The 17,526-nt window shown below is 72.1% G+C and carries 21 protein-coding genes; 15 read left to right on the top strand and 6 right to left on the bottom strand.

Annotation, left to right across the window (positions count from 1 at the left end):
* Window positions 1–120 precede the first annotated feature (120 nt).
* The 3 genes from ACQPZW_RS24390 to ACQPZW_RS24380 all read left to right on the top strand — a co-directional run bounded on the left by ACQPZW_RS24390 (window position 121) and on the right by ACQPZW_RS24380 (window position 3,028).
* Window positions 121–1,317, top strand: a complete 1,197-nt coding sequence (locus ACQPZW_RS24390; RefSeq protein ID WP_433797260.1) for a cytochrome P450 — start codon at window positions 121–123, stop codon at window positions 1,315–1,317.
* A 19-nt stretch (window positions 1,318–1,336) separates the two neighbouring features.
* Window positions 1,337–2,050, top strand: coding sequence for a hypothetical protein (locus tag ACQPZW_RS24385; RefSeq protein WP_433797259.1), 714 nt, complete (start codon window positions 1,337–1,339; stop codon window positions 2,048–2,050).
* 63 nt (window positions 2,051–2,113) lie between these two features.
* Complete coding sequence (locus ACQPZW_RS24380; protein WP_433797257.1) at window positions 2,114–3,028, top strand: MurR/RpiR family transcriptional regulator; 915 nt, start codon at window positions 2,114–2,116, stop codon at window positions 3,026–3,028.
* 104 nt (window positions 3,029–3,132) lie between these two features.
* On the opposite strand, the gene ACQPZW_RS24375 is transcribed toward ACQPZW_RS24380, so the two are convergent.
* Together ACQPZW_RS24375 and ACQPZW_RS24370 are read right to left on the bottom strand one after the other, a co-directional pair.
* On the bottom strand, window positions 3,133–3,588 hold the full coding sequence (locus ACQPZW_RS24375) for a hypothetical protein (protein ID WP_433797256.1): 456 nt from the start codon (window positions 3,586–3,588) through the stop codon (window positions 3,133–3,135).
* Between the two features lie 46 nt (window positions 3,589–3,634).
* The gene (locus ACQPZW_RS24370) at window positions 3,635–4,486 is read right to left on the bottom strand and encodes an AfsR/SARP family transcriptional regulator (protein WP_433797255.1); all 852 of its coding nucleotides are present in this window, start codon (window positions 4,484–4,486) and stop codon (window positions 3,635–3,637) included.
* A 297-nt stretch (window positions 4,487–4,783) separates the two neighbouring features.
* Between ACQPZW_RS24370 and ACQPZW_RS24365 the strand changes: the two genes are divergently transcribed.
* From ACQPZW_RS24365 to ACQPZW_RS24350, 4 genes are read left to right on the top strand one after another with little or no spacing between them, the layout of a single operon-like run.
* The gene (locus ACQPZW_RS24365; protein ID WP_433797254.1) at window positions 4,784–4,996 is read left to right on the top strand and encodes a hypothetical protein; all 213 of its coding nucleotides are present in this window, start codon (window positions 4,784–4,786) and stop codon (window positions 4,994–4,996) included.
* Between the two features lie 4 nt (window positions 4,997–5,000).
* Window positions 5,001–5,585 (top strand): hypothetical protein, encoded by a 585-nt coding sequence (locus ACQPZW_RS24360; protein ID WP_433797253.1) that lies wholly within the window; start codon window positions 5,001–5,003, stop codon window positions 5,583–5,585.
* A gap of 19 nt (window positions 5,586–5,604) precedes the next feature.
* Window positions 5,605–5,838, top strand: coding sequence for a hypothetical protein (locus tag ACQPZW_RS24355; RefSeq protein ID WP_433797252.1), 234 nt, complete (start codon window positions 5,605–5,607; stop codon window positions 5,836–5,838).
* 60 nt (window positions 5,839–5,898) lie between these two features.
* Complete coding sequence (locus ACQPZW_RS24350; RefSeq protein ID WP_433797251.1) at window positions 5,899–6,318, top strand: nitroreductase family deazaflavin-dependent oxidoreductase; 420 nt, start codon at window positions 5,899–5,901, stop codon at window positions 6,316–6,318.
* Window positions 6,319–6,472: 154 nt separating this feature from the next.
* Here the strand turns inward: ACQPZW_RS24350 and ACQPZW_RS24345 are convergent, their stop codons facing one another.
* Window positions 6,473–6,691, bottom strand: a complete 219-nt coding sequence (locus ACQPZW_RS24345) for a DUF397 domain-containing protein (RefSeq protein ID WP_433797249.1) — start codon at window positions 6,689–6,691, stop codon at window positions 6,473–6,475.
* A gap of 9 nt (window positions 6,692–6,700) precedes the next feature.
* The gene (locus ACQPZW_RS24340) at window positions 6,701–7,555 is read right to left on the bottom strand and encodes a helix-turn-helix domain-containing protein (protein WP_433797248.1); all 855 of its coding nucleotides are present in this window, start codon (window positions 7,553–7,555) and stop codon (window positions 6,701–6,703) included.
* Between the two features lie 224 nt (window positions 7,556–7,779).
* On the opposite strand from ACQPZW_RS24340, the gene ACQPZW_RS24335 reads away from it, so the two are divergent.
* From ACQPZW_RS24335 to ACQPZW_RS24315, 5 genes are all read left to right on the top strand, one after another.
* On the top strand, window positions 7,780–8,010 hold the full coding sequence (locus tag ACQPZW_RS24335) for a hypothetical protein (RefSeq protein WP_433797247.1): 231 nt from the start codon (window positions 7,780–7,782) through the stop codon (window positions 8,008–8,010).
* Window positions 8,000–8,446 (top strand): hypothetical protein, encoded by a 447-nt coding sequence (locus ACQPZW_RS24330; protein ID WP_433797246.1) that lies wholly within the window; start codon window positions 8,000–8,002, stop codon window positions 8,444–8,446. Before ACQPZW_RS24335 ends, ACQPZW_RS24330 begins: the two co-directional genes overlap by 11 nt.
* A 33-nt stretch (window positions 8,447–8,479) precedes the next feature.
* On the top strand, window positions 8,480–9,088 hold the full coding sequence (locus tag ACQPZW_RS24325; protein ID WP_433797245.1) for a maleylpyruvate isomerase family mycothiol-dependent enzyme: 609 nt from the start codon (window positions 8,480–8,482) through the stop codon (window positions 9,086–9,088).
* Window positions 9,089–9,163: 75 nt separating this feature from the next.
* Entirely contained in the window at window positions 9,164–10,126 is a 963-nt protein-coding gene (locus ACQPZW_RS24320; RefSeq protein ID WP_433797244.1) for a hypothetical protein, read from the top strand.
* Window positions 10,123–11,775: a M16 family metallopeptidase gene (locus ACQPZW_RS24315; RefSeq protein WP_433797242.1), complete on the top strand. Its 1,653-nt coding sequence runs from the start codon at window positions 10,123–10,125 to the stop codon at window positions 11,773–11,775. The genes ACQPZW_RS24320 and ACQPZW_RS24315 overlap by 4 nt, the downstream gene beginning before the upstream one ends.
* 10 nt (window positions 11,776–11,785) lie before the next feature.
* On the opposite strand, the gene ACQPZW_RS24310 is transcribed toward ACQPZW_RS24315, so the two are convergent.
* Window positions 11,786–12,412, bottom strand: a complete 627-nt coding sequence (locus ACQPZW_RS24310) for a TetR/AcrR family transcriptional regulator (protein WP_433797241.1) — start codon at window positions 12,410–12,412, stop codon at window positions 11,786–11,788.
* A 107-nt stretch (window positions 12,413–12,519) separates the two neighbouring features.
* Here ACQPZW_RS24310 and ACQPZW_RS24305 point away from each other — a divergent pair, with 107 nt between their 5' ends.
* The 3 genes from ACQPZW_RS24305 to ACQPZW_RS24295 are packed head-to-tail and all read left to right on the top strand — an operon-like array spanning window position 12,520 to window position 15,457.
* Window positions 12,520–13,491 carry a hypothetical protein gene (locus ACQPZW_RS24305; RefSeq protein ID WP_433797240.1) on the top strand — a complete coding sequence of 324 codons (972 nt, stop codon included), beginning with the start codon at window positions 12,520–12,522 and terminating at the stop codon, window positions 13,489–13,491.
* A gap of 38 nt (window positions 13,492–13,529) precedes the next feature.
* Entirely contained in the window at window positions 13,530–14,435 is a 906-nt protein-coding gene (locus tag ACQPZW_RS24300) for an aminoglycoside phosphotransferase family protein (RefSeq protein WP_433797238.1), read from the top strand.
* Window positions 14,436–14,485: 50 nt separating this feature from the next.
* Window positions 14,486–15,457: a phosphotransferase family protein gene (locus tag ACQPZW_RS24295; RefSeq protein ID WP_433797237.1), complete on the top strand. Its 972-nt coding sequence runs from the start codon at window positions 14,486–14,488 to the stop codon at window positions 15,455–15,457.
* On the opposite strand, the gene ACQPZW_RS24290 is transcribed toward ACQPZW_RS24295, so the two are convergent.
* On the bottom strand, window positions 15,451–17,415 hold the full coding sequence (locus ACQPZW_RS24290; RefSeq protein WP_433797613.1) for a methyl-accepting chemotaxis protein: 1,965 nt from the start codon (window positions 17,413–17,415) through the stop codon (window positions 15,451–15,453). The genes ACQPZW_RS24295 and ACQPZW_RS24290 overlap by 7 nt on opposite strands.
* Between the last annotated feature and the right edge of the window lie 111 nt (window positions 17,416–17,526).

Raw genomic sequence — 17,526 nt, 5'->3', positions numbered from 1 at the left:
CCTACCCGCTCCGTGCGGGCCCCCCGCGGCGGCCACCGCCGGCATGACACTTCACCGAAAGCCGGGCACCTCGCTCCCGGACGACGGTAGGTTCACAGTGCTCAGCGGGAAGGGACACCGATGGCCGTCACCGACATTCTCTCCCCCGAATGCCTCACCGACCCGGCCGAAGTCTGGGAGGCGCTGCGCGAGACCGAGCCGCTCGCCTTCCACGAGGGCATGAACGCCTACGTGATCAGCCGTTACGCCGATGTCGAGCGGGCCTTCAAGGACCCGGTCTTCACCAGTGACAACTACGGCTGGCAGCTGGAGCCGGTGCACGGCCGCACGATCCTGCAGATGAACGGGCGTGAGCACTCGATCCACCGCCGCCTGGTCACCCCGGCCTTCCGCGGCGGCGAGCTGACCGCCCGGTTCGTGCCGGTGATGCGCCGCAACACGCGTGAGCTGATCGACGCGTTCCGGCACGACGGCGAGGTCGACCTGGTCGACGCGTTCACCACCCGGTACCCGATCAACGTGATCGTCGACATGCTCGGCCTGCCCCGATCCGACCACGTCCTGTTCCACCGGTGGTACACGTCGCTGATGGCGTTCCTGGCCAACCTCACCCACGATCCGGAGGTGGCCGCGGCCGGGCTGCGGACCCGTGACGAGCTGGAGGCGTACCTGCTGCCGCGGATCGCCGAGCGTGCCGCCGACCCGCGTGACGACCTGATGTCCGTGCTGTGCACCGCCGAGATCGACGGCGAGCGGATGACCGCCCCCGAGATCAAGGCGTTCGTCAGCCTGCTGCTGCAGGCCGGGGGCGAGACCACCGACAAGGCGCTCGCCAACATGATGCTCAACCTGGTCCGCCATCCGGAGCAGATGGCCCGGGTACGCGCCGACCGCAGCCTGATCGGCCACGCTCTCGCCGAGACGCTGCGGCACTCGCCGCCCGTACAGATGATCATGCGGCAACCGGCCGCCGACGTGGAGCTCTCCGGTGGAACCGTGCCGGCCGGCTCCACCGTGGTCTGTCTGATCGCCGCCGCCAACCGCGACCCGCGCCGGTACGCCGACCCCGACCGCTTCGACATCGGCCGTCCCGACCTGGATTTCGCGAAGGCCTTCACGGCCGCCGCCAACCACACCGGCTTCGCTCTGGGCCGGCACTTCTGCGTCGGCGCGATGCTCGCCAAGACCGAGGTCGAGGTCGCCGCCAACGCCCTGCTCGACGCCATGGAGGACATCGAGCCGGCCGGGCCGGTGACCGTGCAGGGCCTGTTCACCCGGGCCCCGGCCAGCCTGAAGCTGCGCTTCCGCCCGGTCTGAGGTCCCCTACACTCCAGCGGTGATCTTCGAGTTGCAGGCGGCGCTGGCCCGGCATCGCCGTCCGGTGCTGGCCGTCGCCACCGCGCCGATCCTGGCCGGGCTGGCCGCGCGGTGGCTCGGCACCGATCCGGACGACGTGATGCCGTGGCTGTTCCTGGTCCTGCTCGCCGCCACGACGCTCATGCTGACGGTCATGTGGGCGCCGTCGGTGCGGCGGCGGATGCCGGTCTTCCTCGTCGACGAACGGGAGCGTGTCTTCCGGACGCCGGAGGGTGGCGTGGACGTCGCGACCGGCGTGGCCGTTCTCGCGCTGGTCGGCTTCCTCACCCCGGTGCCCGCGGACCTCTTCGACGAGGACGTGCTCCGGACCGCCGCGGCCGTGCTGCTCCCGCTGGCGGCCGCCGGGAAGGTGACAGCCGCGTGGCGGACGGCCGGGCTCACCGTCAGCGCGGCCGGCCTGCACGCGGCGGCCCGCTTCGGAGCGATGACCGTGCCCTGGGCGGCCCTCGACGACGAGCAGCCCGATCCCACGGGCGGGCGGATCACGCTCGAGCTCGCCGAGCCCGGCCTCGTCCGTACCTCCGGATGGGTCTGGCGCCGCGTGATCGTCATCGAGAGCGGGCGGGAGGCCGAGGTGGCCGCCGCGATCCGCCGCTATCGGGCCGAGCCCGCGGAGCGGGCCGCCATCGGCACCCGCGACGGGTACGCGCGGCTGCTCGCCGCCCTCGGTTGACGGACAGCCGGGCCAGTCGTAATTTTCATCGGGTCATAGTGATGATGAAAAGGGTGACCACGCATGTCGGGTGAGAGCGGCGGGCTGCTGGGGCGGCTGCGCATCGAGGAACCACAGATGCCGGAGGCGCTGCGCAGGATCGCCGAGGCGATCCTCGCCGACCCCGAGACGTCGGCGCACGCCAGCATCGTCGACCTGGCCGAGCGATCCGGGACGTCGACCGCGACGGTCACCCGCTTCGCGCGGACGCTGGGCTTCAAGGGGTACGCCAGCCTGCGCGTAGCCGTGGCCACCGAGACCGGCCGTGCCGAACAGGCCCGCTGGGAGACCGACATCAGCGGCGACATCGCACCCGACGATCCCCTCGACCAGGTGCTCAGCGTCGTCGCCGCCGCCGACACCCGGGCCATCCAGGGCACCGCGGCCGGGCTCGACGTGACCGCGGTCGACCGGGTCGCCGCCGCGATCGCCGGAGCCCAGCGGGTCGAGCTGTTCGGGTTCGGCAGCAGCGGCACCGCGGCCCGGGAGATGGCGTTCCGGCTCGAACGGATCCGGGTCCCGGTGTGGCACCGCCAGGACAGTCACACCGCGCTCACCAACGCGGCCCTCCTACTGCCCGGCGACGTCGCGATCGGGCTGTCACACTCCGGGCGCACCCGCGAGGTCATCGAAACGCTTGCCGAAGCCGCCGACCACGGGGCGCTGACCGTGGCGGTGACCAGTTTCGCCCGGTCACCGCTGGCCGAGGTCGCCGACGTCGTCTTCACCACGAGCGTTCTGGAGACCACGTTCCGGCTGGCCGCGCTCTCCGCACTGCACTCACAGCTGCTGGTGCTCGACCTGATCTACGTCGCGGTGGCCCAGCGCACGTACGAGCGTACCGCCGAGGCCTTGAAGTTGACCGTCCGCGCCGTGGACGCCCACCGCCTGCCGGAGAGGACGGCCACCCGCAAACGCAGGCCCCCCTCCGACCGGTAGAGCCGGAGGCGGTGGTCCCGGCGCCCATTGCGCGGCGCGGCCACCTCCGACGTAGATCGATCGTCAGGCGACTCTGCCGATGATGATCGACGGAGGACGGCTGATCAGGACTCGCGCCGATCGTCGGTCAGGGACTGCTGCACCACCAGGTAGACCTGCTCGACGGTGATGCCGTGGCGGCGGGCGATCAGGGCGACGTCATGCCCGTCGCCGTACTCGGCCACGATCGAGTCGGGATCGACGAAACCCTGCATGTGGTACGCCGGGGGCGGCCCGTAGCCGGGTGGAGGTGGGCCGTAGCCGGGGTGCGGTGGAGGCGGTCCGTATCCGTGTGGTGGCGCGGGTGGTCCGTATCCGGGCGGTGGCGGGGGTGGCTGGTAGTAGGCCGGCGGTGGTTGAGGCCCGGGCCGGGTTGATTCGGTGGCGCCGACCTCACGTTCGACCAGTGCGAAGACCTGCTCGACGGTCAGCCCGTATCGTGCCGCGATCCCCTCGACCTCATACCCGTCACCGAACTCGGCGACGATGCGGTCCTCCCGGGTCTGATACGGCTCAGTCACAGATCGACGCTACCGCGCGGCGTCCATCCCGGGAACCGCGCTCAGCTCAGCTCATCGCGAGCGGATCCGGTGGGAACAGGTCGTGGCCCTCCCACGGGTCGACCGCGTCCGGGTAGGCGGACTTCTCCGGCTCGGCCTCCGACGCGGGCTTGGCCGCGGGGAATGGCCTGGTGGCGGGCAGAGCAGAGGGCGGCGGCGCGGGCGGGGCCACGGCGGTCCGTTCGGGCGGTGGCGAAGACGGGCGTGAGGGCGTGGGGGTGGCCACGGCGGTCCGTTCGGGCGGCGAGTGCGGTGGCGAAGGGGCCGGTGGGGCCATGGCGGGCCGTTCGGGCCGGGAAGGCGGTGGGGCAGGCTGGGGTGTGGCCACGGCTGTCGGCTCGGCCAGCAGCGCTGAGGCGGCGGCTCGTTCCGAGTTGAGGCGGGCCCGGGCCGAGTCGAAGACCGGGCCGCTCAAACCGGTGAGTGGTTCGGCCCGCCAGAGCTCGAGGGCGGTCCGGACCTCGTCGGTGGCGGCGCCGATCGCGCCGGTCTGGTGCTCGGTGTGGGCGCGGGCCAGGGCCGCCCGGAAGATGCCGGTGTCGACCGCGGTTTCACCCGCCCGGATGACGTAACCGCCGTCGGTCAGGGTGATCAGCGACGTCCGCTCCGGGTCGAGGGCCCGGCGCAACGCCCCGATGTAACGCTGCACCACGTCGATGCCGTTGTAGGGCGGATCACCGTTCCACAGGGCGGCGACGATCTGCTCCAGCGGCACCGGCCGAGGGGCGCGCAACAGCAGGAGCGCGAGAACCGCCTGCTGTTTCGGGGGCCCGAGGTCGACCGGCTCCGAGCCACGGTACGCACGGATCGGACCGAGCATCTCGAAGCGCAGCGCGACGGCGGGTGTGCCGTCGTTCATCCCGTGTACCCCATCGAACAGCGAATGGCAGCAGCATAACGACGGTCGGCCCGGCGGAGGTCCGGCGGGGGAACAGGCGCGGCCCACCGATCGGTCACCATGACCGGACCGGTCTCCCGGTAGCGATGCTGCGGGTAAGGGCGCGGCTCGCCGGGACCGGACCGGTTTCCGGTGGCGACGCGGGCGAGCTCGGCCCGTGGCTGGCCGAGGTGCAGGTCAAGGACGTGGCGAGGGAGCAAGTGGCGTCTGCCCGATCCGCGGCCGTCGCTGCGGCTCTCCGCCGGCGGCAGCCCGGTCGTGCGCCGCCGGCTCGAGCGGATGGTCGTCGACCGCGAGATGCAGGCGATCCTCGAGTTCGCCGACCGCGACGACGAGGACAGCACCGCCTGGCGGCGCCGGGCCGGGCTCACCACTGCGCTCGCCCTGGTCTCCGCCGAGGAGGCCGAGCAGCTCAAGCCCAGTGGCTGGCGCTGCTGGAGCCGTACCTCGCCAGGTCCGAGGGCACGGTGATCGCGTGGCCGCCGACGCGCAGTTCGACGGCCGGCCACACACGACGGTGGTGCCGCATGGCGAGCAGGCGGTCCGCGAGTTCTTCGGCTTCCCCGGGCGGCTCACCGGTTCGGTCCGTTTCGACCTGGGCGGGCGGATCCTGGAGATCCTCGGCTCGCCCGGCCATCACGAGGCGGCGATCACCGTCCACGATCCGTGGACCGGGTTCCTGCTCACCGGTGACACCGTCTATCCCGGGCGGCTCTACGTCGCCGACTATCCGGCGTTCCGCGAGACCCTCGACAGCCTGGTCGCCTTCGCCGCGGCCCACCCGGTGTCCCATGTGCTCGGCTGTCACATCGAGATGACCCGCAGGCCGGGCCGCGACTACCCGCTCGGCGCCCGGTTCCAGCCCGACGAGCACGTGCTCCCGTTGACCGTCGCCCAACTCACCGCGGTGCGTGACGCCACCGTGCGGGCCGCGGGCCGGCGGGGTGTCCACCGGCATCGCGACTTCATCCTCTACATCGAGCCGGGACGGAAAGAGAAGAGACGTCTGGCGGTACGAGCGAGGCTCCGCCGTTTCCAGGAGGCACTCCTACGGCCGTGAACGTGGTCACCCTCCGTCGATGGCCGGACCCGTCAGTGCCCGCGCAGCCGTGGCATCGAACGCCGCGTTCTCCGGGCGGATCAGTGTCGCCCTGCCGTCGACGCTAGCGGAGAGTGGCGTGTCGAAGGCACCGATCGCGCTGTCCTTCGCGTCGACCGTCGTCGACGGCGGCGTACCCCTGCTGATCGTTGCTGCTGCTGACCGCGATCCGTCGCCGTCTGCCGCGGGTGATCGGCGCGTGATCGCGAGGTGAGGTGGCGCCGCAGCGGCCCGTCGCCGGGCGTGCGGCGCGCCGGACGGCGAGGATGTCGGTATGAGCGACTGGAATACACAGGTCATCGAGGAGTTCCGTGCCAACGGGGGCCGTGTCGGCGGCCCGTTCGAGGGGGCGCCGATGGTGCTCGTCCACCATCGCGGCCGCAAGTCCGGGCAGGAGATGGTCAGCCCGATGATGTATCTGCCGCACGAGACCGACGACGACGTCATCTACGTGATCGCGTCCAAGGGCGGGGCGCCGGAGAATCCCGGCTGGTATCACAACCTCACCGCCGCCGGCCGTGGCGAGGTGGAGCGGGGCACCGAGACCTACCCGGTGACGGTCCGCGACCTGACCGGGGAGGAGCGCGACCGGCGGTTCAACGAGCAGGCGAGTCGCTATCCCGGGTTCGCGGGCTATGCCGAGAAGACCGCCGGCATCCGTACCATCCCGGTCCTCGAACTGACCCGGGCCTAGGCCGTTCGCCGGGGCGGGCCCGGCAATCCGTGAGCCGCATTCAGTCCCCGAGTAAGCCTCTCACCAGAGCTTTTCCCTCTTTCGAGTAACCGTTTCGGAAAGCAAACGGCCCGGCCATCCCATCGGGTGACCGGGCCGTTGCTGTGAGGCATTTTCAAGCGGTCGGAACCGGGAACTCGCCCTTTCCGGCGCCGTCGAGGAAACAGTCCCACTCGTTGGCATCGAAGATGAGGGGCTCACGGTCCGGATTGCGGGAATCACGGATGGCGACGAACGCGCCGACCTGCGTGTATTCGACGCAGCCACCGTTGTTGCCGGACTTGGTGGCCTTGCGCCACTCCGCGCCGGTCAAGCTGACCTCGTACTTGTCCATAGGGGGCTCCTATTGCTGCACGAACTGGCGGGCGACGGCGGCGATCAGGTCGCGCGATTGCTGCTTGCTGAGCGCTGCCGCGTTGATGTGGTCAAGGGCTAGGTTAGCCCGTCCCAGATCTTCTTCCCGTTCGAGGTACAGGTTTCCCGCCTGCGACTCCACATACGCAACTGGCGTGTGCAAATCCTCCGCGAACTCGAATAGCGTCAGAGCGCCCAGCGCACCTGGATAACCACCATTCGCGAACGGAACGACCTGAACGGTCACCCGTTTGGGCAGTGTCATCAAGTGGTCGAGCTGACGCGCCATCACGTCGCTGCCACCGAGCTGCCGGCGCAGCACCGCCTCGTCCAGGACGACCCAGATCTCCGGTGGGTCCTCGGCGAAGACCCGCTCCTGGCGTTCCAGCCGGATCTGCACCTGCCGGTCGACCTCGGCGTCGGACAGGGCCGGGTTGAGGCTCTCGGCGAGGGCGTGCGCGTAGTCCTTGGTCTGCAGCAGTCCGTGCATCATCAGGGGCTCGAAGATCCGGATCTTGGTGGCCGCGGACTCCAGTCCCAGGAACGTCGCGAATGGCGCGGGCACCTGGCCGTACTTCGACCACCAGCCGCGCTGGGCGCCGAGACGGCGCAGTTCGAGCAGCTGGAGCCGCAACGGCTCGGGGGCGCCGTACAGCTCGAGGAGCGCCTCCAGCTCGACCTGTTTCATCCCGACCTCGCCGCCCTCGATCTTCTGGATCTTGCTGACCGAGCAACCCAGGCGGCCGGAGGCGTCCTGCTGCGACTTGCGGGCGGCGGAGCGCAGCTGCGACATCTGCTCGCCCAGTTGCCAGCGGGGGATCGTGGGGCCAATGGGTCGCGGCATGCTGCTGTCCTCCATCGACGGGGGATGATCGTCGGCCATCCTCGTCCGATGTCGGCCGTACATCAATGGATTCACCCGAAAGGGATCCGCGTTTCAGCATCACCCGTTCGGGAACCAAAAAGTTACGACATAAGATTGACGCTGTCGATGGGCACGGCCACTCTGGACTCGACGCCATCCGGCGAGCCCGACCCGATGGGGGCCGACATGCGCAGGAGCGACTTTTGAACGGCGCCGGCCATCAACCGGACCGGGCCACCTACGACTGTGTGGCCTGTGAGAAGCCGTGGCCGTGCGACCCGGCTCGAGAGCACCTGCTGCGCAGCGCCCCCAACGCGATGCAGCTCAGCATGCGGCTCTGGACCGAGCTGGAGCACGCTGCCGGGCCCCTGCGCGACGAGCCACCCGCGGCACTGTTCGACCGGTTTCTGAAATGGGCCCGCCTTGACTCCTGACGATGACTTCCGTACCCAGCTGGCCGTCGAGCGACGGCATCCCGGCTGGCAGATCGACCGGGCGATCCAGCCGCGGACGGTACGCCCGGACCTGCGCGTCCCGGCCGGCCACTACTGGGCGGTGCACTGGGAGCTCGACGAGCCGTGCCTGGTCGCCGCCGACCTGGACGGCCTGATGCGGCAACTCGTCCGGCGCGACACCGCCCGGGTCGCCGCGGTCCGGGAGATCACCGAGGCGAGGTGGCCGGGCTGGCGGGTCGGCTACTCCGCCGAGGGCCCGACCGGTGTCGCCGGCGTGGAGGTGCCGCCCGGCTACTTCTACGCCGTCGGCCGGGGCCTGCGCCGCTGGCGTCACCGCCCGGTGATCGGCGCGAACCTGACCCAGCTCTGCGACCGCATCCGCGAGTCCATCCGCCCGGCCCGCATGGTCGAGTGACATGCGACGATGCCCGGTGTGAACGTCACGGGGATGATCGCAGAGGAACGCCGCCGTACCGCTGATCTCGTCGAATCGCTGAGCCCGGAGCAGCTCGCCACCCGCAGCCTGTGTGACGCCTGGACGGTCAAGGAGGTCGTCGGGCATCTCGTCGCGGCGGTCGCCGGCGCCGACGGCGCCGCCCTGCTGCTCGTGATCCGCAGCGGGTTCAGCATCCACAAGGCCAACGCCCGGCTCGCCGCCCGGATCGCGCAGCGGCCTGCCGATGAGCTGGCGGCGCTGTTGCGCGAGCACGCGGAGCATCCCTTCAAGCCGCCGATCGTGGGTTTCGAGGGCCAGCTCACCGACCTGCAGGTGCACGGGCAGGACATCCGCAGGCCCCTCGGCCTACCGTACGATCCGGACCCCGACCGGCTGCGGGTCTCGCTGGACTTCCTGGTCGGCGGGAAGGCGATCGGCTTCGTGCCGAGGAGGCGACCGGCGGGGCTCCGGTTCGAGGCGACCGACCTGGACTGGGCGTGGGGCGGCGGGCCGGTGGTCCACGGGACCGGTGAGGCGCTGCTGCTCGGCCTGACCGGCCGTCGGGTCGCCCTCGACGACCTCTCCGGCGAGGGTGCCGCCGAGCTGCGCCGACGGGTCTGAGCGGCGGTTCCCCGCACACCCCGGCGGCAGCGCTGCCACACCCGGGCTGCACCCGCCGGCCCGGAGCATGACGGTGTGTTCGCCAAGTCAGAAGACGACGTGCTGCTGGATCCGGCAGCCGCCTACCCGCAGTTCGCCGCACTGGGCGCCGCCGTGGACCGCCGGGACTGGGCGGCCTGCCGGACGGTCCTCGACGCCGGCTCCCTCAGCGGGCGCACCCACCTGCTGCGGCTCGCGTCCGAGCGCCGCGACATCGAGCAGTGGCTGCGCCAGGTGCTGCAGGGCGATCCCTGGGACAGCACGGCCGCGGCGCTGCTCGGGATGAACCTGATCGACATCGGCTGGGAGATCCGCGGCGGCGCCGGAGCGGAGCACGTCGGCGCGGACCGGTTCACGGGGTTCCATCACTGGCTGCGCCGGGCCGAGGAGGTTCTGATCGACGGGGCGGCACGGTGGCCGTACGACCCGGCGCTCTGGACCGTGCGGCTGACGACGGCCCGCGGCCTGCAGCTGGATCTCGCCGAGATCCGCCGCCGGCACGACCGGATGGCCGCCGCTGATCCGCACCACCTGCCCGGACAGAGCTCCTACCTGCAGAGCCTCTGCCCCAAGTGGTACGGCGACTGGCCGCAGGCGCACGCGTGGGCCCGGGAGGCGATGACCGCCGCCCCACCCGGAGCCCCGCAGGGTGCGCTCGTCGCGGAGGCGCACATCGAGCATTGGCTGGACATCGCCGAGGACGACGAGAGCGCCGCCACCACCTACCTGGCCGGCGTACGCGACAGCCTGCACGAGGCCGCGCACCGGTCGATCTGGCATCCGGCATTCGTCCGTGACGTCGGCTGGGTGTCCGTGGTCAGCACGTTCGCCATGGCGTTCGCCGAGATGGGCGACCGGGACGCCGCCGGTGCCGCCTTCGCGATGCTCGGGCCGCTGGCCAGCGAGTGGCCGTTCGAGTACCGCGGCGACAACGTGGCCGCGGTGATCCGTACCTACCGCCGCCGGTCGTCGGCGGCCCCCACCGGGAGTCGTCGATGATCGCGCAGGGTGAGCTCGACGGCGTACCGGTGCTGCTCAGCCCGGCGCCCGGCCTGATGCGCGCGGGTCTGGTGTTCCGGGTGGGGTTCGCCGACGAGCCGCTGTCCCGGCACGGCATCACCCACCTGCTCGAACACCTTGCTCTCCACCCGCTCGGGCTCAGCGACTACCACTTCAACGGCAGCACCGGCGTCGAGCACACGTCGTTCCACATGCAGGGCACCCCGGATGACGTGGCCCGGTTCCTCACCGGCGTGTGCGCGTCGCTGCACGATCTGCCGGCGCACCGCCTCGACGTGGAGAAGGAGCTGTTGCGGACCGAGGCGAACAGCCGCGGCGACGGGCCCCTCGGCGCGATGGGGGTGTGGCGGCACGGCGCCCGCGACCACGGCGTCCCGTCGTTTCCGGAGTGGGGCCTGCCCGCGATCACCGCCGACGAGTTGAGTGCGTGGGCGTCTCGGTATTTCACCCGCGACAACGCGGTGCTGTGGATCGCCGGGGATCACGTGCCCGCCGGGCTGCGCCTGCACCTGCCGGCCGGGCGGCGTGAACCGGCGCCCACACCGTCGAACGCGCTGCCGGTCACGCCCGCGTTCTTCGACGGGCCGCCGGGAGTGGTCGGCTGGAACGCGCTGGTGCCCCGGCACCCCGCCTCGCAGGTCTTCGCCGATCTGCTGGAACGCGAGATGTACCGGGCGCTGCGCCAGCAGGCCGGGCTGTCGTACACGGCCGGCACCACGTACCGGGAGCTCGGCACGGACGCGGCGATGGTCCTCGCGATCGCCGACTCCCTCCCGGAGAAGCAGGAGGCGGTGGTCGGGGGCCTGATCGACCTGCTCGCCGCGATGCGGGTCGGCCGGATCGATCCGGCCGACCTGGCCGTGGTGGTCCGGCAGCGCTGCGAGTCGCTGTGGAACGCCGACCAGCAGGGCACCCGCGTCGCCGACGAGGCCGTGGCACTGCTGGCCGGGCGTCCGGTGCGGCAGGTCGAGCAGGAGATCGCCGAGATCACCGCGGTCACCGCCGGTGACGTGGCGACCGTGGCCGGTCTGGCCCGGGGGACCGGCCTGCTGATGGCGCCGGACGGGGTGGACGCGCGATGGGCCGGCTTCCAGCCCGCCCCGGGCCTGTCCGACTCGGTGGTCATCGGCACGACTCACGTCGCCCACGCCGGTCCGGACGCCCACCTGGTCGTGGCCGAGGACGGCGTCACCCTGGTCGCCGGCGACGATCGTCTGACCGTGCGGTTCGCCGCGTGCTCGCTCGTGCGGGCCTGGCCGGACGGGGCCCGGCAGTTCGTCGGCCACGACGGGATCATGCTGCGCGTCGAGCCGACCCTGTTCCGCAACGGCCACGAGGCGGTCGCGTTCCTGGACGCCCGTATCCCCTCCGGGCTGCGCGTGGACCAGTCGCCCCGTCCGCCGCAGCCGCCCCGTCCCGCGCCCGTCCCGGACCCACCGCCCACCCGGCAGGAGAGGCTGGAGGCGCGCAAGATCCGGGCGAGCTACGTGCTGGCCGCGATCTTCGCTCTCGGCCTGGTCGTGCGCGCGGTCATCGCCACCGGCGCTCCCGGGCCGGCGGCGATGGTGGTCCTGGTCCTGGGCGTGGTGCTGTTCCTGATCGCGCTCCGGCGGCGCCGCTCGGCGTGACGGCCCGGCGTCATCGGCCCGCGGCGTCGAGGGCGGGCGCGAGGGGCGTCAGGGCGGTGCGGATCAGCTCGGGCAGCGATCCGGACGGGACGACGAAACCGGGCATCGACGGCGGTACGGCCGTCGCCTGCAGCCACCGGCGGAGGGCGATCCGGGTGGCCGCGCCGACCGCCGCGGACAGCACCTCGGCGGTCGGTGGATCGAGGCCGGGGCAGCGGGCGGTGACGGCCCCCGCGAGCGTGTCCTCGATCGTGGTCACCGCCTCGACGTAACAGGCCCGCAGGCCGGGGCTTGTCGCGATCATCAGCAGGGCGTCCCGCGGCTGATCGCCGGGATCGGTGTAGGAGGCGACGACCGCGTCGATCACGGTGTCGGCGAGGCCGGTCCCGGCCGGGCGGCCGGTCACCGAGGCCGCGAGGTGGGCGGCGCGATCGGCGGCGACCGCGGCGACGATCGCCTGCTCCCGGCTGGAGAAATAGTTGTTGTACGTCCGGGGGGAGACCCCGGCGGCCTCGGCGATGTCCTCGACGCGCACATTGTCGGGCCCCCGTTCCAGGGCGAGCCGTAGAGCCGCCGACTGCAGAGCCTGCCGGGTCGCTTGCTTCTTCCGCTCGCGCAGGCCTGGGACGCCGGTCATGTCGCCACTCTGCCATGCTGAGTGCGCACACGCAAAATTGCGTGCACGCAAGTTTCTGTTACGGTGTCGGCATGCGCGCCAACGGCATCGCCTACAACACCGGATTTTTGACCCCCACCACGCCGCTCGACCTCGGCCGGGTTCGGCGTGAGCTCGCCGTCATCCGCGACGACCTGCACTGCAACGCCGTCCACCTGGTCGGCGGCGACCCCGGCCGGCTGGAGGCGGCCGCCCATATCGCCGCCGGCCTCGGCCTGGAGGTGTGGTTGTCGCCGTACCCGATCGACCTCGCCCCCGATCGGATCCACGCCCTGCTCCTCGACTGTGCCGACCGCGCCGAGCGACTCCGTGCCACCGGCGCCGAGGTCGTCCTGGTCACCGGCGTCGAGCTGACCATCATGAACCGTGGCTTCATCGACGGTGACAGCCTCGGCGACCGCCTCGCCCAGCTGTTCGCCGGCCGAATCGCGGAGGCCCGCACCCGCCTCGGCGACTTCCTGCGCGAGGTGGTCCCCGCCGCCCGGCGGCGTTTCCACGGGCGGGTCACCTACGCGGCGATCCCGTTCGAGGACGTCGACTGGGACCTGTTCGACATCGTCACCCTGGAGCTGATCCGCAGCGCCGAGGTCGCCGGGCGGTTCCGCGACGCCGTCCGCACGCTCACCGCCGGGCCCAAGCCGGTCGCCGTCACCGGCTTCGGCACGGCGGCCTGGCGAGGGGCGGGAGACGTGGCGCCCCGCAGCATGGAGATCGTCGAGAACGACCCGGTCACCGGGGCGCCGCTGCGGCTCGACGGGCACTACGAGCGCGACGAGCAGGGCCAGGCGACCTACTTCCGTGAGCTGCTCGAGATCTTCGACGACGAGGGCGTGGACAGCGCCTTCCCGTATCTGTTCGCGCTCGACGACTTCCCGCACCGGCCCGGCGGCGACCCCCGTGACGACCTCGACCTGGCCAGCCCCGGCATCGTCAGGGTCCTGGAGGGCGGCACCGGCGAGACGTACCCCGGCCTGCCCTGGGAACCCAAGGCGGCGTTCGCCGCGATCGCCCGGCACTACGCGGGCACCGGCATCGGCTGACCCGCCGGGATTGCCGGGGTGGGCTATCGTCGCCGCGCGTGACCCACTCCACTTTCGACATCACCGCCGAGCTGGTCGGCGACCTGGTGCGTGACCAGCATCCGGACCTCGCCGGCCGCCCGGTGCGGCTGGGCGCCCGCGGGTGGGCCAACCAGGTGTGGCGTCTCGGCGACGACCTCGCGGTCCGGCTGCCCTGGGCCGTCACCGGTGCTGACGAGCTGCTGCACAACGAGCACACCTGGCTGCCCGTGCTGGCTCCCGGCCTCCCGCTGCCGGTTCCGGTTCCGCAGCGGCTCGGCGTACCGTCCGCACGTTTCCCCCGGCCGTGGCTGATCACCACCTGGGTGCCCGGCGAGCCCGCCGACCGGGCACCGGTGACCAGCCGCGACGCGGCCGCCTCCCTGGCCGGGTTCCTGACCGCCCTGCACCGGCCCGCCCCCGCCGACGCGCCCCAGGGCTGGGACCGGGGCGGCCCGCTCGCCGACCAGTCCGAGGCCTTCGCCGCGGGCGTCGCCATGGCCACCGATCGCGGGCTCGTCGACGACCCGGACGCCGTGCGTGCCATCTGGCGGGACGCGGTCACCGCACCACCCTGGGACGGACCGCGGCTGTGGCTGCACGCCGACCTGCATCCGGCCAACGTCGTCACCGACGGCGGCGCCCTGTGCGGGATCATCGACTTCGGCGACATGTGTGCCGGCGACCCGGCCTACGACCTGTCCGCCGCCTGGCTCCTGCTGCCGGACGGCGGCGCCGACGACTTCTACGCCGCCTACCGTCCGGTCGCCGACGCCGCCACCCGCCGCCGGGCTCGCGGCTGGGCGATGGCCCGGGTGTTGAGCGGCCTGCTCATCGGCGACAACGGCGTCCACGGCCGCCCCGGCGGCAAGGCGACCTGGGGCCCACCGGCCCGTGCCGCCCTGCACCGCCTGATCAGCTCCTGACGACCGGCGGCGGGGCGGAACGCATCCGGCGGCGGCGATAGGGTCGCGCGGTGACCGCGCTGAGCCCCACGCAACGAGTCCTGGACGCCACCGACGTCGATCGCCTGATCGCCACCGCCCTGCCGGAGCGGCGCGTCGTCGGCAGCGGGCCGCTGACCGGTGGTGGCTTCGCGACGGTCTGGTGGGCGCGCCTCGACGACGGTGCCGACGTGGTGGTCAAGGTGGGCCCGCGGCCCGAGGCGCGACTGCTGCGCTACGAGCAGGACATGATCGGCGCCGAGGGTCGCTACCTGCGACGGCTCGCCGCCGAGGCGCCGGAGGTGCCGGTGCCCCGGGTGCTGTACGCCTGTCCCGACTTCCTCGTCACCGGGCGCCTGCCCGGGGTCAACCTCGCCCTGGCCGGGGACGACGTCGACGACGTGCCGGTGCGGGAGGCGTTCGGCGCGGCCCTGGCCCGGGTGCACCGCCTGACCGGTGACCGGTTCGGCTACGACGCGGGCCGCACCGGCGCGCCGACCTGGTCGGCCGCCTTCCACGCCATGATCGCCGACCTGCTCGACGACGCCGCCGACTGGGACGTGGAGCTGCCCGCGACACCCGGCCGGATCCGTGACCTGATCACCCGCCACGAGAGGCTGCTCGACACGGTACGGCGACCGGCGCTGCTCCACTTCGACGGCTGGGACGGCAACCTGCTGGTCGACGACGGCCGGCTGACCGGTTTCGTCGACGGCGAACGGTTCCTCCACGGCGACCCGCTGCTCGACTTCACCTCGGCCGCGCTGTTCCGCCGGATCGAGGACGAACCGGACAACCCGTTCGTCCGCGGCTACGGCGGGGTCCGCTTCGACGCGCCCGCGCGGCGGCGCCTGAGCCTGTACCGGCTGCACCTCTACCTGCTCATGACGGTGGAGATGCCGAGTCGCCGGATCACCCGCGAAGGCCACCCCGAGCGGTACGCCCGTCTGGCCGAGCTCCTCGACACCGAGCTGTCCGAGCTGGGCGGCCCGGTGCCTCAGTAACGGAAGTTGTCGATGATGGCGGTCATCTCGCCGGCCAGCCGGTTCAGGTCGGCGACCGCCTCCTGACCGGTGCGCGCGTTCGCCGACGCGTCACGGGCCGAATCGGCGACGTCGGAGATCGCCCCGGTGACCAGACTGGTATTGCCGGCCGCCTCGGACACGCTGCGGCTCATCTCCTGGGTGGTGGCGGTCTGCTCCTCGACCGCCGACGCGATCGACGTCGTGTAGTCCCCGATCGTGGAGATGACCTGCACGATCTCGTTGATCGCGGTGGCCGCCGACGTGCTGATCGCCTGGATCGCGGTGATCCGGGCGGTGATCTCCTCGGTCGCCTGCGCGGTCTGCTGGGCCAGCTCCTTGACCTCCCCGGCGACGACCGCGAACCCCTTGCCCATCTCCCCGGCCCGGGCGGCCTCGATGGTGGCGTTGAGCGCCAGCAGGTTGGTCTGCTCGGCGATGCTGGTGATCAGCCGTACCACGTCACCGATCTCCTCGGTCGCGGTGCCGAGCTGGGCGACCTGCGTGTTGGTGCTCTCGGCGACGGTGCGGGCGTCGTTGGCGACCTGGGCCGCCTTGGCCGCGCTGCCGGCGATCTCGGCGATCGCGGCGTTCATCTCCTCGGCGCCGGCGGCCACCGACTGCACGCTGACGTTCACCGTGTGGGTGGCCTCGGCGGCGGTGCCCAAGTTGTCGGAGACGTGCACGACGTTCGCGCTGAGCTGCGCGGTGCCGTCGGCGAGCCGGTCGGCGGCGGCCCGCACCTCGGCGGCCGACCCGGCGATCCCGCGGACGGTTCCGCCGACCTTCTCCACGAACCGGTTGAACGCGGCCGCCAGCTGACCGGCCTCGTCGTCGCCGCGTACCGTCGCCCGCTGGGTCAGGTCGCCGTCCCCGTCGGCGATCTCCGCCATCCGGTCGCGCAGCCGCTCGATCGGCCGGACCACGCCACGGGCCACCATCAGGGCGATCACCGCGGCGACCAGCAGCACCGCCGCGGTGATCCACATGCTGATCACCAGCGAGCCGTGTGCCGCTTCGAGGATGGTCGCGGTCGGCACGGTGACGATCAGCGACCACGTGTCGGTGGCGCCGATGGCCAGCGGCGCGGCGATCTGCACCTGCTCGTCGTCGCCGGCGATCAGGCGCCGGGCCGGGGCGCCCCCCTTGACCGCGTCGGCGGCCAGCGCGGCCACCGCCCGGTCGGCGGGTTTGCCCGCCTGCGCCGGATCGCCGCCCGCCACGAGCAGGCCGCCGGCGGTGACCAGCATGGCGCTGCCGGTGCCGAACGGTCTGATCTGCGCCAGCGCCGTGGTGATGGCGTCGAGGGTGACGTCGATGCCGGCCACCCCGGCGACCTTGCCGCCGGCGACGATCGGCACGGCGAGCGTGGTCATCAGCACGCTCTTGCCGCCGACCTCGTAGGCGTACGGCTCCAGGACCTTCTCCTCGCCCGACTTCTGCGCGATCAGGTAGTAGTCGCCGTCGCCCTCCTCGGTGTACGAGGTCAGCGCCGTGGACGTGATGGTGTCGCCGTCCCGGTACCAGTACGGCACGAACCGGCCGGTGGTGTCGTGCCGGGCGTCACTGCCGCGATACCGGGTGTCCCGGCCGTCGAACGCGTTCGGCTCCCAGGCGGCCCACACCCCGAAGTAGCGCGGGTGCCGGTCGAGCAGCGTACGCAGCATGACGTTGGCCGTGCCGCGATCGGCGCCGGACGCCGCCTCGGCCGCCATCATCCCGCTCAGGTCGCGGGCGCTGCCCAGCGCCGTCATCAGTTGCACCTGCAGGTCGGTGGCGTTGCGGACGGCGATCTCCTGGGCGTACGCGAACCCGGACTCCCGCGCCTCGGTGAGGTTGCGGCGGGTGATGACGGTGGCGACGAGCACCAGGGACACGCCGGTGATCAGCAGCACGCAGATGATCAGCCGCAGTTTGATGCTCAGCCGGTTCAAACCCATCACACCGGGATCTTCGGCATGTGAGCGCCACCACTAAGCCAAAACCTCAACCGGGGGAGCCCGAAGCACCGACCAGACGATCATGGCCGGAGTGGTCAGGAGCATGCCGGC

It is taken from the genome of Actinoplanes sp. CA-252034 (genome assembly GCF_050956125.1).
GTDB lineage: Bacteria > Actinomycetota > Actinomycetes > Mycobacteriales > Micromonosporaceae > Actinoplanes.
This window is presented reverse-complemented; position numbering and strand designations above follow the sequence as displayed.